Raw genomic sequence first — 14,255 nt, 5'->3', positions numbered from 1 at the left:
TCGGAGCAAGTCGGGGGAACACGCAGTTTTCTCCCGGCCGTCGAAGGCATGCGCGCCTGCGCGGCCATGGGTGTGGTGCTCACCCACGTCGCCTTCCAGACCGGGCACACCACCGGGGTGACCGGCCGGTTCTTCGGCCGGTTCGACCTGGCGGTCGCGGTGTTCTTCGCGCTCTCGGGTTTTCTGCTGTGGCGGGGTCACGCCGCGGCCGCCCGCGGGCTGCGCCCCCGCCCGCGCACCGGCCACTACCTGCGATCCCGCATCGTGCGCATCATGCCCGGCTACGTGGTGGCCGTGGTGGTGATCATCCTGTTGCTTCCGGAGGCCAAGGCCGATCTGACGGTCTGGCTGGCGAACCTGACCCTGACCCAGATCTATGTGCCGTTGACGCTGACCGCCGGGCTGACCCAGATGTGGAGCCTGTCGGTCGAGGTCAGTTTCTATCTGGCGTTGCCGGTGCTGGCTCTGTTGGCGCGACGCCTGCCGGTGCGCGCCCGCATCGGCGTGATCATGGCGCTGGCGGCGCTGAGCCTGTTGTGGGTGCGCATCCCGTTCGACGGCACCACCGGGCTCAATCCGTGGAACTGGCCGCCGGCATTCTTCTCCTGGTTCGCCGCGGGCATGGTGCTGGCTGAACTCACGGTGAGCCCATTCGGCTGGGTGCACCGGCTGGCCCGGCGCCGGGTGCTGATGGCAGTCATCGCCGCGGTGGCGTTCGGGATCGCGGCCTCGCCGCTGGCCGGCCTGGAAGGGCTGCGCCCGGGCTCGGTCGGCCAGGTCACGCTGAAGACCGCGATGGGCGCGATCGTCGCGGGCGCCCTGCTGGCTCCACTGGTCCTCGATCACCCCGACACCGCGCACCCGATCCTGGGCAACCGGGTGATGGTCACGCTGGGCCGCTGGTCTTACGGACTGTTCGTCTGGCATCTGGCGGCGTTGGCCATGGTGTTCCCGATGATCGGGGAGTTCCTGTTCAACGGGCAGATGCTGATCGTGCTGGTGCTGACCCTGGTGTTCGGCTTCGCGCTGGCCGCGGTGAGTTACGCGCTGGTGGAGTCACCGTGCCGGGAGGCGTTGCGGCGCTGGGAGTACCGCAATGAGCGGCCGGTGCCGCCTCTGGACAGCTCGATCACCGACGAGCCTGAGCCTGCGCCAGCCGCGCGATGACCTCGTCCCGCACCGCGGTGCGACGCGCCTTGCCTGCGTCGTCGCGCAGCGGGGTGTCGACGAACTCCACGTGCTCGGGCACCTTGTAGCCCGACAGGCGCTCGCCGAGGAAGGCCTGCACCGCCGCGGCGTCAAGCTCTGAGCCGGCGGCCTGCAGCAGTGCGTACGGCACCTGGCCCAGGTCCTCGTGCGGTACCCCGACGACGAGGCAGGACAGCACGTCGGGATGTTCGGCCAGCGCGGCCTCGATCTCGGCCGGGTACACGTTCTTGCCGCCGACGGTGAACATGTCCACGCGCCGGTCGTTGAGATAGAAGAACCGCTCGGCCCCGTCGTCCACGTAATACCCCAGGTCTCCGAGTGAGTCCCACCCGTCGCGGCTCTTGGCGGTGCTGCCGACGTAACGGTAGGTAGGTGCGCTGCCGGGGCCGGGGCGCATGTAGATCTCACCGGTCACGCCCGGCGGGCATTCCTGTCCGTCGTCGTCGAGCACCTTCATCTCGCCGGCCACCACCACGCCGACCGACCCCGGATGTCTCAGCCACTGCTCGCCGGAGATGAAGGTCAGCGCCTGCAGTTCGGTGCCGCCGTAGAGCTCCCACAGTGCTTCGGGGCCGAGCAGGTCGATCCACGCCTGTTTGACCGCGGGCGGGCAGGGGGCGCCGACGTGCCAGAACCGCCGAATGCTCGACAGGTCATAGGCTTTCGGGTCGGCGCGGTACACCGGCAGCAGTCGTTGCATGATGGTGGGCACCGTGGTCAGGAAGGTCACGCGGTGGTCGGTGACCAGCCGCAGGAACTCGGCCGGGTCGAAACGCGGCATCAGCACCAGATGGTGGCCCTGCAACAAGGTGATCGCGAACGTGGTGAAGCCGGTGTTGTGGCTCATCGGTACCGACATCAGCGTGACGTCGTCGGGTTGGGCGCCCAGTGGGACGCCGATCAGGGCCGGCACCCGGCTGTCGCTGCCCGCCTCGATCAGCTTCGGGCGTCCGGTGCTGCCGCCCGAAGCCATCGACTTCCACGTGGGTGCGACCGCTTCGGGAAGCGGGGCATCGGACAGGCCCGCGTCAGGGGTGAAACCGGCCGGTACCCAAGGTGTTTCACCGGCGTCGCGGCCGACCACCAGCGCCCGCGGGCGCAACCCGAGGATTCCGGCGAATTCGGAGTCCGGCAGCCGGGGTGAGAGAGGCTGCGGCACCGCGCCGAGCTTCCAGGCGGCCAGCGTGGCCTGTACCCATTCGATCGAGTTGGGCAAACAAATGGTGACGTAATCACCTTGGCGCACACCGTGTTCGGCATAGGCGCGGGCCAGGCGATTGGTGGAGCGGTCCAGTTCGGCCCGGGTCAGGGTGATGCCCTGGCAGGTTACCGCCGGTCGGTTGGGGCCGGTGACCGCCAGCTCGGTGACCTGAGCGGGGATCGTGGGAATGGCGTCGGTCATCTCAGTAGCCGCCCTTGTGCTCGAAGATCCGGCGTGGGTTGTCCACCAGCATCGTGGTCATCTGCTCGTCGGTGACCCCGCGCTCACGAAGCGCGGGCAGCACGTCGTTGTGGATGTGCAGGTAGTGGCTGTTCGGAAGGGCCTGGGCGGTCAGTTCGTCGGGCAGCGCGTCGAAGTAGCACCAGGTGTCGTGCGAGAGCACCATCTTCTCGGCGTGGCCGCGCTCGCACATGGTGGCCACCGTCGCGACCCTCTCCTCGAAGGGGAGAAAGACGTCCACGCCGAAGCGATCCATGCCGATGTAGGAGCCGTTGCCGATCAACTCCTCGAGGTAATCGATGTCGGTGGTGTCGCCGCAGTGGCCGATGACCACCCGGGACAGGTCGACTCCCTCCTCGGCGAAGATGCGCTGCTGTTCGAGGCCGCGTCGGCTGGCGGCGTGGGTGTGGGTGGAGATCGGCACCCCGGTCTGCCGGTGGGCCTGGGCGACCGCTCGGAGCACCCGCTCGACGCCGGAGGTGACGCCGGGTTCGTCGGTGGCGCACTTGAGGATCGCGGCCTTGATTCCGGTGTCGGCAATGCCTTTTTCGATGTCGCGGACGAACATCTCGGTCATCGGATCAGGGCGGCCCGGTTTGGGCCCGTTGAAGTGGAAGGTCAGCGGCAGGTCGTTGTAGGTGTAGAAGCCGGTGGCGACGACGATGTTGAGGTCGGTCGCCGCGGCGATCCGGGCGATCCGCGGGATGTAGCGGCCCAGCCCGATCACCGTGAGGTCGACGATGGTGTCGATACCGTTGGCTTTGAGCTCGGTGAGCCGCGCGATCGCATCGGCCTCGCGGCTGGCGTCATCGCCCCAGGACTCCGGGTAGTTCTGGGTGAGCTCGGTCGTCATGATGAAGACGTGCTCGTGCATCAGCGTGGTGCCGAGGTCGGTGGTATCGATGGCGCCACGCGCGGTGTTCACAGTCGGCACGGTGCCGATGCTAGGCCGATCAGTCGTTGGCGCGCTGGGATTCAGGCCAGTCTCTGGCGGTCGTGCCCGGGCCGTCGAGGCCCCAGCTGACGATCCGGCGCGGCACGATCCGGATGATGTCGCCGCTCAGTCCGCCGTCAGTGGTGCCGGCACCGGGCATCGCCGTTGCCGTGCCCCTGATCTCGATTCCGCGAGCGTCAGGCGGACGCACCGAGAGGACGGTGTCGACGATGAACGCCACCTGAGAGTTGCGAAGCACGTTGCGCCACTTCTGCGTTGACGCCAGGGCGTGGCCGACGACGTCGATGCCGGTCTCGCCGGGGCCCAGGTGGACACCGACGGGCCGGATCTGCGGGTCGCCGTTGCGGCCGATCGTGCACAGCCGCCCGATGGGTTGCTCCCGCAAGTAGGCCAGCTCTGCCTCGGTGAATGTCATGGGGACTGCTCGCTTTCATCGTGTTGCAGGTTCGCGTGCAGGCGGGCGAATACCCTCTCGACACAATCGAGTTCGTCGGTGCGGATGTGGTCGAAGAACAGTTCGCGCACCGACTCGGAGTGCAGCGGTGCGGCGTCGTGCAGCGCGTCGAGACCCGTGGCGGTCAGCACGGCGCGATAGCCGCGGCGGTCCTCCGGCACCGGCTCGCGAAGTACCAGGCCGCGCTTGGCCATGGAGTTGATCTGATAGGTGATGCGGCTGCGGGAGAACACCATCTTCTCCGCCAGCTCGCTCATGCGTAGCCGGTGTTCTGGGGCGTCGGACAGCAGCATGAGCAGGTGATAGTCGATCAGGGTGAGGCCCGTGGACTCGCGGAGTCGTTCATCGAGCAGGGTCTCCAGCCGCAGGCTGGCCTCGATGTAGGGACGCCAGGCGCGTTGCTGTGCTGCGGACAGTTGGGTTGCCAGGGCTCTCACCTCCTCTAGTTGGTTCGAACTTTAACCTGTTTCTCTCGTTGCTTGAAATAAACCTGGAATCTCCGTAGTTTCCAATAGTACAAATTTTAACTACATGAAGGAGCGGAGATGTCCACCACCTTTGGCCTGATCGATCCCGATGACGCCGTCATGCTGCTGATCGACCATCAGTCCGGCCTGTTCCAGGTCGTCAACGACCAGCCGTTCGGCCAGGTACGCCGCAACGCGGTGGCCCTGGCCAAGCTCGCGAAGATCGCCGGTATCCCGGTGATCACCACCGCGTCGGTGCCCCAGGGCCCCAACGGTCCGCTGATGCCCGAGATTCACCAGATCGTTCCCGACGCCACCTACGTCCACCGCAACGGCGAGATCAACGCATGGGACACCCCGGCGTTCCGGGAGGCCGTCGCCGCCACCGGACGCAAGACGCTCATCGTCGCCGCGGTGATCACCTCGGTCTGCCTGGTTGAGCCGGCGCTGAGCGCACTGGCCGACGGCTATCAGGTGTATGCGGTGATCGACGCCTCCGGCACGTACTCGAAGGTGTCGCAGCAGACCGCGGTGGCCCGCCTGGTCCAGGCCGGAGCCATCCCGATCGACACCGCGGCGGTGGCCAGCGAGGTGCAGCGCAGCTGGAATCGTCCGGACGCCGCCGAGTTCGCCGAGCTGTACTCCGGCGTAATGACCAACTACCAGCTGCTGATCGAGTCGTACGGCCGGGCCCAGGCCGAAGCTACCGGCGGCGCCGGCGCCGACGCCGAACGACAACTGGCCGCCGCCAAGTGAGGCCGGATTCACCGGGAAAGGAAACTGCCATGAAGGCTGCCCTTCGCCGGATCGAACAGGCTGGAGCGAAGCTGATCAGCGTCCCGCAGTTGTTCTGCGAGCTGCAACGGGATTAGGCGCGAACTGAGACGGTTCCGGAGTTCATGAACCTCTTCATCGAGACCGGCGGCACCGCCGGCATTCAGTTCGCCTACGACAAGGAGTAACACGATGACACATCGCATCGACTGGGACCAGGCCTACCGGGCCGAAGAGACGCCGGCTTGGAGTATCGGTGCGCCGCAACCGGAATACGCCGCGCTGATCGACACCGACGGTGCCGTTCGCGGTGAAGTGCTCGACGCCGGCTGCGGCCATGCCGAACTCGCGCTGGCCTTGGCGGCGCGCGGCCACTCCGTCGTCGGTATCGACCTGAGCCCGACGGCGGTGGCCGCCGCGGCATCGGCCGCCGAGCAGCGGGGGCTCACCAACGTCACGTTCGCGGCCGCCGACATCTCGTCGCTCACCGGGTACGACGGGCGGTTCACCACGATCTTCGACAGCGGGCTGCTACATGCGCTGCCGGACGAACTTCGCGACGGCTACCTGCGCTCGATGCATCGATCGGCCGCCACCGGGGCACGGTTCTACATCCTGGCGTTCGGCACCGGCGCATTCGGCGAGCACAACGGGCCGGGCCCCACTCAGTTCACCGAAGACCAGTTGCGTGAAGTGGTTTCGCGGCAGTGGCAGGTCGAGGAGATCCGCCCGGCCCAGTTGCACGCGGTGATGCCGGACGGCCGCACACAGCTGCCCGGATTCCTGGTGACCGCCAGCAAGGTCTAGTTGGCCGCCTCGACGACGGCCAGCGCCTCCGGGGTGACCGGGTCGAGGATGTCGTCGAAGTCGTGATGCTTCTGCACGTACTTGGCGACGTATGGGCAGACCGGGACGATGCGCTTGCCGGCCGCGCGGGTGTCGGTCAGTGCCGCCGACACCAGTTCGCCTGCCAGCCCACGGCCGCCGAACTTGTCGTCGATTTCGGTGTGGTAGAAGATGCGCTGGTCGCCGGAGTCGACATAGGCCACCAGGCCGGCATGCTCGCCGTCGACAGTGATCTCGTAATGGCGCGCTTCGGGATTGTTGCGGACTTCAGCCATGACCCCACTATGCCGCAGAGGCACTGGCACGATCGGTGAGATGGCGGACCGAGCAACGTCGACGTGGGCGCCGTTGGCGTCGCCGATCTACCGGGCGCTGTGGATTGCCCAGTTCGTCTCCAATCTGGGGACGTGGATGCAGACGGTGGGCGCGCAGTGGATGCTGGTCGGGGACCCGCGGGCCCCGGTGCTGGTGCCGTTGGTGCAGACCGCGACGACGCTGCCGGTGATGCTGCTGGCCCTGCCGTCGGGTGTGCTCGCCGACCTGGTCGACCGGCGTCGGCTGTTGCTCGCCACCCAGGGGGCGATGGCGGCCGGGGTGGCCGCGCTCGCGACGCTGACCGGCGCCGGGCTGGCCACGCCGACGGTGCTGCTGACCCTGTTGTTCCTGGTCGGCTGCGGGCAGGCGTTGACCGCACCGGCCTGGCAGGCGATCCAGCCGGATCTCGTTCCCCGCGAGCAGATTCCGGCTGCCGCCGCGCTGGGCAGCATGAGCATGAACGGTGCCAGGGCGATCGGGCCGGCGATCGCCGGGACGCTGGTGTCGCTGTCGGGTCCGACACTGGTGTTCGCGCTGAACGCGGTGTCGTTCGCCGGGATCGTCGTGGTGCTGTTGCTGTGGCGCCGCCCCGCCGCCGAGCAGTTCCTGCCGGCCGAGCGGCCGCTGGCCGCCCTCGGCGCCGGCGGCCGGTTCATCCGCAGGTCACCGATCATCCGGCGGATTCTGCTGCGGGCGGTGTTGTTCATCGCGCCGGGCAGCGCACTGTGGGGCCTGCTCGCGGTCATCGCCGAGAGGCAACTGGGATTGTCCTCGTCCGGCTACGGGCTGTTGCTGGGTGCGCTCGGGGTCGGGGCGGTGCTCGGCGCGCTCGTCCTGGGCCGCCTGCAGTTCGCCTTCGGGTTGAACACCTTGCTGATCGTCGCCGCGTTCGGATTCGCCGGGGCCACTGCGGTTCTGGCGCTGGTACACAATTTCGGCATCGTCCTGGCGGCGCTCGTCATCGGCGGTACGTCCTGGCTGCTGGCGTTGTCCACGCTCAACGCCTCGATGCAGTTGAGCCTGCCGGCCTGGGTGCGGGCCCGCGGGCTGTCGGTGTACCAGTTGACCTTCATGGGCGGCCAGGCCATCGGTTCGCTGGTGTGGGGCTTGGTCGCCGGTGCGACGAACACCGTCACGGCGCTGCTGATCAGCGCCGGGCTGCTGGTGTTCTGTGCGGTCTCGGCGTGGTGGTGGCCGTTGCACGCACGTACCGGCGATCTGGATCTGACCCCGTCGGCACACTGGCCCGAACCCGCCCTGGTGTTCGAGCCGGAACCGCCCGACGGTCCGGTCCTGGTACTGACCTCCTACCGGGTGGAGCCCGAACACGAAAAGGAGTTCTTTGCCGCCATGGGTGTGCTCGGCCGGTCCCGTCAGCGCACCGGAGCCACCCAGTGGCGGTTGTTCCGCGCCGTCGAGCGCGACCGCGTGTTCGTCGAGGCGTTCGTGGTGCGGTCGTGGGATGAGCACGTGCGGCAGCACCGCACCCGGCTGACCGGAAACGACCTGCTCATCGAGCAGGCGGTCGAGCGCTGGGTCGAGGGTGAGCCGGTGTCCCACCACCTGATCGCCGTAAAGACTCCTTGACTGTGAGGCCGCTCACACTAGAATGACCAGTGGTCATTCACTCCCCGGGAGGGCTCATGCCAACGGTGACTTGGGGCCGGGTCGATCCGGCGCGGCGTGCGGCGGTGATCGAAGCCGCGGAGGCGGAGTTCGGCGCGCACGGGTTTTCCCGCGGCAGCTTGAACGTCATCGCGCGGCGCGCCGGAGTGGCCAAGGGCAGCCTGTTCCAGTACTTCGCGGACAAGCGCGATCTGTTTGCCTTCATCGCCGACATCGGCAGCCAGCGTGTGCGGGTGTACATGGAGGACCGCATCCGCGCGCTCGATCCGAGCCGCCCGTTCTTCGAGTTCCTCACCGATCTGCTCGACGATTGGGTGGCCTACTTCGCCGACCATCCGCAGGACCGGTCGTTGCATGCCGCGGCGAGCTTCGAGGTGGACACCGACGCCCGGGTCAGCGTTCGGAACGTCATCCACCGTCACTATCTGGAGGTGCTCCGCCCCCTCGTGCGCGATGCGCAGGTCCGGGGCGATCTGCGGGCGGACGCCGACACCGACGCGTTGTTGTCGCTGCTGTTGATGATCTTCCCGCACCTGGCTCTGGCGCCCTATGTACGCGGGATGGACCCGGTTCTCGGTCTGGACGAGCCGACCCCGGAACAGCCGGCACTGGCCGTGCGCAGACTCGTCGGGGTATTGAGCGCCGCATTTGCGGTACCCGGTCTCCCGGCGGCCAACCAACCAGCGCGTCAGATCTGAGGAGGTCAATTCCCATGTCGCACACAAAGTTCGGTTCGCTGGCCAAGGGCGGTCTCAATTGGGACGGTGTGCCGTTGCGCTTGTTCGCGGGTGGAAACGCGAAGTTCTGGAATCCGGCCGATATCGACTTCTCCCGCGACCGTGCGGACTGGGAGGCGCTGACGGATCGGGAACGTGAGTACGCCACCCGGCTGTGTGCCCAGTTCATCGCGGGTGAGGAAGCCGTCACCACGGACATCCAGCCGTTCATGAGCGCGATGCGCGCAGAGGGTCGACTGGGCGACGAGATGTACCTGACCCAGTTCGCCTTCGAGGAAGCCAAACACACGCAGGTGTTCCGGATGTGGCTGGACGCCGTCGGGATCACCGACGACCTGCACAACTACTTCGATGATCTCCCGGCCTACCGGCAGGTGTTCAACGAGGAGCTGCCCGAGTCCCTCGACGCGTTGTACACCGATCCCACACCGGCCGCCCAGGTCCGGGCGTCGGTGACCTACAACCACATCGTCGAAGGCATGCTGGCGCTCACGGGATACTATGCGTGGCACAAGATTTGCGTCGACCGGGGGATCCTGCCCGGGATGCAGGAGCTGGTCCGGCGGATCGGGGACGACGAACGTCGCCACATGGCGTGGGGCACCTTCACCTGCCGCCGTCACGTGGCCGCCGATGACGCCAACTGGGCGGTGTTCGAAGGCCGGATGAACGACCTCATCCCACTGGCGCTGCGGCTCACCGAGGAGGGCTTCGCCCTCTACGCACCGGACATCCCGTTCGGCCTGGTGCAGGACGAGTTCATGCAGTACTCGGCCGACAAGGGCATGCGGCGCTTCGGCACCATCAGCAGCGCCCGGGGGCGGCCGCTGGAGGAGATCGACCTCGACTACTCGCCGCTGACACTGGAGGACACGTTCGCCGACGAGGACGCGAAGGCCCTGGCGGCCACGGCCTGATTCCCGGGCAGTGCGGTGTCGGCGAACCCCTCAGCCGCCGACACCGCCCGCCCTGCGCACTGCTTTGTGCGCAGCCACGCGAACACAGCTAAGCCCGCCGGCAAGCCGTCAACTGACTGCGTAGTTACTGCATCCAGTCGGGCGCAATCCTGGTCCACAACCTGCGATCCCCCACGCAGCAAAGCGATGTCCGGGACTGCGCCACGCGTGCCGGTACCGTAAGTACCGGATACCCGTGTTGTCAACAGCTCGGCCGGATGGTTCGGTGCAAGCCCTGTTCAGCCCGGGTTCGAAGTTCGCTGAGGCGTGACCGTGGATGCCGCGACGAAGGCGACCGACAGCAGCGCCAGCAGCTGGACCCAGGGGGAGTGCCCGACATAGCCGTCGACCGACCGCCACGGGTACTGGCTCAGCGCGGCGCCGGCCAGGATGAGACCGCCCGCGGCGACCGTCACGGTCACCCTCTCGCGCAGCCGGTCGTGACCGCGCAGCAGATAGCGCAGCCCGAGCGCGCCACCGGCCACCAGTAGCCCCGGCAGGCCGGAGATGGCCGTCCCCACCGCGAGCACTGCGATGCCGGTGAGCACCGGGGCCGGCCGCCACGGCTGCACCGGCTCGAGATCCGGAGTGCGGCGCCGGGCCGGCCACAGCGCCAGCAGGGCCAGCACCGGCAGCAGCGCGAGTCCGGCGATCAACCCGATGCGGTACGGACGGTTCGAGGGGAAGCCCAGCGTCACCGGCCCCGTTGCGCCGGCCGGGACCACCCAGCCCTGCTGCCAGCCGTTGATCTTCACCGAGGTCAACTCGACACCGCCGGCGTCGCGCGCGATCCAGCCCGGGTTGACACTTTCGGGCACCACCAGCAGCCGCGTGGTGGGGGCGGCGGTCACCTGGACCTGACGCCGGTCCGGTGTCCACACCGGGGTGTCGACGGGAGTCGTTGTCGCCGTGCGTAGCCGGCCGGCCGACGGGGTGTTCAGCACCACGCCGTCGACGACGAACGCCGCCCCGGGGCTGACGAGGAGTTCCTGTTGACCCGCAGGCAGTGCGATCGGTCCGGTCCGGCAGGGGTGGGCCGGGATCGGATCGCCGTCGAGCAGGGCTCCCACCGTGGTGCGCACCGAGGTCTGGACGAATTGCCCGGCCACACCGATGATCGGACCCTGACCGCACGGAAGTGTCACTGTCCGTTTGCGATTGGCGGCCGAGTCGGCCGCCGCAATGGGCTTGCCGCGGACATCGAGTGCGGTCAGTTCGGCCAATCCGGGCGGCTTGAGCTGATCGAAGCCCAGCGAGGTGCGGTCGATGATGTCGTTCCACGCGAGCAGCGACACGGTGATGGTGTCCGTCACCCGCGGTTTGAGCTTCGCCGTCTGGACGTCACCGTTGCCGGGAAGCTTGTGCATCTGCGGCCCGTCGCCGAGGTCGATCGCCACCAGCGTCGGGTGTGCGGGTGGCTGGTTGGCGCCCGGATCGATCCGCAGGGCACCTACTTCCGTCGGTGCGGGCAGTTTCAGCGTCAGCGTGGGCGGTGCCTTGAACTGAACAACGCGTTGCGGCGCGGTCCAGGAAGTCCGCGGGTCGCCGTCGGTGGCGGCGTACGACGACCCGAGGACGTCGATCGGGTCGGCGTCACCGGAGGCGCGTGTGGTCCCCGGTTGGGCGACCAGATCGGCCAGCTTGGGGCCTTGCCGCGACCGGATCCACACCGTCGGTTCGACAGCGGTGGCAGCCGGCACCGACAGCGTGCGACTCAGGTTGACCGGCTCCTCGGAGGCCAGCGCCAGCGCCGCTGCGCACCGCACCCCGACCGGACTGTCGGCACATCCCGAGCGGCCCAGCAGCTCGGTACCCAGATCCCATTGCGCGACAGCAGAACCCGCGGGCGGGGCGGGGACCTCGACGGTGTGCCGCAGGTTGATGGGGTGGGCGAAGCCCGATGCGTCGTACTGGGTCACGGAAAGATCCGTGATACCGAATTGCACACCGGCAGAACCGTCGTCGGTGGCGACCGCGGTGACCCGCACCCAAGGTGTCTCGCCGACCGGCAGCGGCACGGTCAGCTGTTGTCCCGCGGTGTCGAACCGCAGGCTGCTGGTGCCGGTCGCGGTGGCCACCTCGATGCGGCGCACCTGGGCGCCGACGGCGGTCGCGCTGGGGGTGATGGTCAGCGTGGCATTGGTGACCGGGTGATCGAAATCGACCTGGAGCCATTGGCCGACGGCAGCCTGCAGGGCGTTGGACACCCACGAGGTCGAGCCGTCGCTGTCGATGGCGGCGGCGGGCCCGGTGGCCGGTGCCACGTTGGGCAGCGCGGTCGAGTCGGCCGCTGAACTGGACACCGAGACCCGTCCGCCGTTCCACTTGCCGTAGACCGGTGCGGCGCCGTCGGACGGATAGTCGGGCACCCGGTTGTGGGTGTGGCGGGCATCGTCGGGGGTGCGGATCGCCGAGGCGTGATCGTCGACGCGGCCGTAGTCGACCTCCCGCGCCGTCGGGGTGTCGGTGACGATCACACCGGCGGATCCGTCCGGTTCTACCGGCAGCCCGGCCCGCTCGGCGTCGGCGGTGAGCAGCATCGGCCCCAGCGGGGGCTTGCCGTCGAGGCGGCGCCGCTCGTCCAGGCGCAGCAGCGCCTCGGGCGCGCCGGCCACCCGGGTCATCGTGTCGGCGTCGACGAGATAAGGCGCGGCCGGGTTGGTGCCGCCCGTGTCGACCCGGTAGATCTCGACCGCCGGATAGCGCGGCCGCAGGCCGCTGTCGGCGACGAAGCCTTCCAGCGTCCCAGGTCCCACCGCCTCGCCGAACTCGGCGACCTTGGCCAATCCGGGTGAGCCTTCGACAGCACGGTGCACCAGTACCGGGCGGGCCGACCGGGACACGTCCGGATCCAGGTCGTTGCGCACCACGACGTAGGAAATACCTTGCCGGGCAAGGGTATCGGCCAGGCCGGCGGACGGCCGTCCGGCGGCGAACAACCGCTGCACGGAATCGAGGGCGCGGATCGTCTCAGGTGGGGTCAGCGGGATGGAATCCCGCACACCCCACGGGCTGGACCCGAGCACCTGCAGTGGTTCGTCGTGGCTGTTGCCCCATGTCTGGGTGGCGAACGGGGCGCCCGGGGCGACGAGGACCCGGCCCCGCTCGGTGTTGTGCGCATCCAGCCAGTCCGCGGTGTCGTGCCAGTACTGCGGGATCGCGGTGAACGTTCCGGCCGGGGCGACGCGGCCCGTCCAGGCGATCGACGTTCCGGCCGCCAGCGCGGCGAGCACCACGATCGCCACCGCGACGCGCTTGTCGCGTTCGGGCCGGGAGAAGGCATGCACCCACACCGCCCGGGGCGCACTGCCCGGCAACGGAATCCGCCCCAGAAGATGCGCCAGGCCCAGCGCCAGTGGGAGGCGCAACACCGGATCGAGCTTGGCCAGGTTGCGCAGCGGCGTGCCGGTGCCGTCCAGGAAGTCCTGGACGGCCGCTCCCACCGGAGACCCCAGACCCCCGGAATAGCCCAGCGCCAGCAGCACCACACCGATCAACAGCATGGTGATCAGCCGGCCCCGTGCCGGCATCGAGCGCAGCGCCAGCCCGGCCAGCCCGGCGGCGGCCACCAGTGTGGTGGCCAGCACCGCCACCGTGCTCGTCACGAGCGAGGCGGCCGCGGTCGCCGTTGACGCCACGAACGGGGTCCAGGTGTGGGTGCCGCGCAGCATCTCGGTCAGCGACATCCACTGGGTGGTGACACCCGAGGATTCGATGAAGTCCAGGAACGGTGGGCTGATCCGGCCCAGCATGAACAGGGCCACCACCCACCAGGTGACGGCCAGCGCCCCGCACAGCACCCACCACGCGGTGAATCGCCACCACAACCGGTTCGGCCGGTGGCAGGCCCACCAGATGATCGCGACCAGGCAGCCGGTGAGGGTGGCGACGGCGTTGACCGCACCCATCAGCGCCACCGCGCCCGCCGACCGGGCGGCCATGAGCCGCACATTCCGGTCGCCGCGGAACACCCGGATGATCGGCAGCAGCACCCACGGCGCCAGCATCATCGGTAGCGTCTCCGACGAGATCGCGCCGAGGGTGGTCAGCGCCCGCGGTGACAGCGTGAACGCGAGCGCACCGAGCACACGTGAACTGGTGCTGCCGATACCCAGGGCTTCGGCGACCCGTAGCACGCCCCAGAAGCCGACGGTCAGCAGCAGTGCCCACCACAATCGCTGGGTCACCCAGCCCGGAATGCCGAGCAGGTCACCGGCCAGGAAGAAGGTGCCGTGCGGGAAGAGATAGCCGTAGGCCTGGTTCTGCGCCTGCCCGAACGGCAGGTCGCTGTTCCACAGATTGAATGCGCGCGCCAGGAACCGCAGCGGATTCGCGGTGAGGTCGAGCTTGGTATCGGGTGAGATCTCTCCGGGCGACTGGACGAAAGTCAGGAGAAGTGTCGCGGCGGCGACCACCCACAGCCAGCGCCGCGACAGCGGCGAGTCAGGTGCCCGCCGCGTCAGCGGCACATCCAA

Annotated in this window: 11 protein-coding genes and 1 pseudogene; 6 read left to right on the top strand and 6 right to left on the bottom strand. The window is 68.6% G+C overall.

Annotation, left to right across the window (positions count from 1 at the left end):
• Nucleotides 1-48: 48 nt before the first annotated feature.
• A complete protein-coding gene (locus BN2156_RS18985; RefSeq protein WP_162490931.1) occupies nt 49-1,167 on the top strand; it encodes an acyltransferase family protein in 1,119 nt (372 codons plus the stop codon).
• On the opposite strand, the gene BN2156_RS18980 is transcribed toward BN2156_RS18985, so the two are convergent.
• Genes BN2156_RS18980 through BN2156_RS18965 form a run of 4 tightly spaced genes read right to left on the bottom strand, consistent with a single transcriptional unit; the run spans nt 1,130 to nt 4,496 of the window.
• Nucleotides 1,130-2,611, bottom strand: coding sequence for an AMP-binding protein (locus BN2156_RS18980; RefSeq protein WP_090516528.1), 1,482 nt, complete (start codon nt 2,609-2,611; stop codon nt 1,130-1,132). The two genes, BN2156_RS18985 and BN2156_RS18980, sit on opposite strands and share 38 nt — an antisense overlap.
• Before the next feature lies 1 nt (nt 2,612).
• Nucleotides 2,613-3,584: a phosphotriesterase family protein gene (locus BN2156_RS18975; protein WP_090516527.1), complete on the bottom strand. Its 972-nt coding sequence runs from the start codon at nt 3,582-3,584 to the stop codon at nt 2,613-2,615.
• Between the two features lie 19 nt (nt 3,585-3,603).
• Nucleotides 3,604-4,020 carry a PPOX class F420-dependent oxidoreductase gene (locus tag BN2156_RS18970; protein ID WP_090516526.1) on the bottom strand — a complete coding sequence of 139 codons (417 nt, stop codon included), beginning with the start codon at nt 4,018-4,020 and terminating at the stop codon, nt 3,604-3,606.
• A complete protein-coding gene (locus BN2156_RS18965; protein ID WP_235625409.1) occupies nt 4,017-4,496 on the bottom strand; it encodes a MarR family winged helix-turn-helix transcriptional regulator in 480 nt (159 codons plus the stop codon). Before BN2156_RS18965 ends, BN2156_RS18970 begins: the two co-directional genes overlap by 4 nt.
• 108 nt (nt 4,497-4,604) lie before the next feature.
• On the opposite strand from BN2156_RS18965, the gene BN2156_RS18960 reads away from it, so the two are divergent.
• The gene (locus BN2156_RS18960) at nt 4,605-5,282 is read left to right on the top strand and encodes an isochorismatase family protein (RefSeq protein WP_090516525.1); all 678 of its coding nucleotides are present in this window, start codon (nt 4,605-4,607) and stop codon (nt 5,280-5,282) included.
• Between the two features lie 210 nt (nt 5,283-5,492).
• Complete coding sequence (locus tag BN2156_RS18950; RefSeq protein ID WP_090516524.1) at nt 5,493-6,107, top strand: class I SAM-dependent methyltransferase; 615 nt, start codon at nt 5,493-5,495, stop codon at nt 6,105-6,107.
• Here the strand turns inward: BN2156_RS18950 and BN2156_RS18945 are convergent.
• Nucleotides 6,104-6,421: a GNAT family N-acetyltransferase gene (locus BN2156_RS18945; protein ID WP_090516523.1), complete on the bottom strand. Its 318-nt coding sequence runs from the start codon at nt 6,419-6,421 to the stop codon at nt 6,104-6,106. The two genes, BN2156_RS18950 and BN2156_RS18945, sit on opposite strands and share 4 nt — an antisense overlap.
• A 40-nt stretch (nt 6,422-6,461) precedes the next feature.
• Here BN2156_RS18945 and BN2156_RS18940 point away from each other — a divergent pair, with 40 nt between their 5' ends.
• The 3 genes and pseudogenes from BN2156_RS18940 (at nt 6,462) to BN2156_RS18930 (ending at nt 9,741) form a co-directional block, all read left to right on the top strand.
• Entirely contained in the window at nt 6,462-8,048 is a 1,587-nt protein-coding gene (locus tag BN2156_RS18940; RefSeq protein WP_090516522.1) for an MFS transporter, read from the top strand.
• Between the two features lie 56 nt (nt 8,049-8,104).
• Nucleotides 8,105-8,795: pseudogene (locus BN2156_RS18935) on the top strand (TetR/AcrR family transcriptional regulator); the annotation flags it as partial.
• A 4-nt stretch (nt 8,796-8,799) separates the two neighbouring features.
• Nucleotides 8,800-9,741: a R2-like ligand-binding oxidase gene (locus tag BN2156_RS18930; RefSeq protein WP_090516520.1), complete on the top strand. Its 942-nt coding sequence runs from the start codon at nt 8,800-8,802 to the stop codon at nt 9,739-9,741.
• Between the two features lie 278 nt (nt 9,742-10,019).
• On the opposite strand, the gene BN2156_RS18925 is transcribed toward BN2156_RS18930, so the two are convergent.
• Nucleotides 10,020-14,255, bottom strand: a complete 4,236-nt coding sequence (locus BN2156_RS18925) for an alpha-(1->3)-arabinofuranosyltransferase domain-containing protein (RefSeq protein ID WP_276020523.1) — start codon at nt 14,253-14,255, stop codon at nt 10,020-10,022.

The sequence above is a fragment of the Mycolicibacterium neworleansense genome (assembly GCF_001245615.1).
Taxonomy (GTDB): domain Bacteria; phylum Actinomycetota; class Actinomycetes; order Mycobacteriales; family Mycobacteriaceae; genus Mycobacterium; species Mycobacterium neworleansense.
Note: the sequence above shows the minus strand (reverse complement) of the source record. Positions and strands in the feature narration are given on the sequence as shown.

Bases quoted from the DNA above. Each gene is read 5' to 3' on its own strand.
- BN2156_RS18985 (WP_162490931.1), top strand. From the start codon at position 49: ATGCGCGCCTGCGCGGCCATGGGTGTGGTGCTCACCCACGTCGCCTTC.
- BN2156_RS18980 (WP_090516528.1), bottom strand. From the start codon at position 2,611: ATGACCGACGCCATTCCCACGATCCCCGCTCAGGTCACCGAGCTGGCG.
- BN2156_RS18970 (WP_090516526.1), bottom strand. From the start codon at position 4,020: ATGACATTCACCGAGGCAGAGCTGGCCTACTTGCGGGAGCAACCCATC.
- BN2156_RS18960 (WP_090516525.1), top strand. From the start codon at position 4,605: ATGTCCACCACCTTTGGCCTGATCGATCCCGATGACGCCGTCATGCTG.
- BN2156_RS18950 (WP_090516524.1), top strand. From the start codon at position 5,493: ATGACACATCGCATCGACTGGGACCAGGCCTACCGGGCCGAAGAGACG.
- BN2156_RS18945 (WP_090516523.1), bottom strand. From the start codon at position 6,421: ATGGCTGAAGTCCGCAACAATCCCGAAGCGCGCCATTACGAGATCACT.
- BN2156_RS18940 (WP_090516522.1), top strand. From the start codon at position 6,462: ATGGCGGACCGAGCAACGTCGACGTGGGCGCCGTTGGCGTCGCCGATC.
- BN2156_RS18930 (WP_090516520.1), top strand. From the start codon at position 8,800: ATGTCGCACACAAAGTTCGGTTCGCTGGCCAAGGGCGGTCTCAATTGG.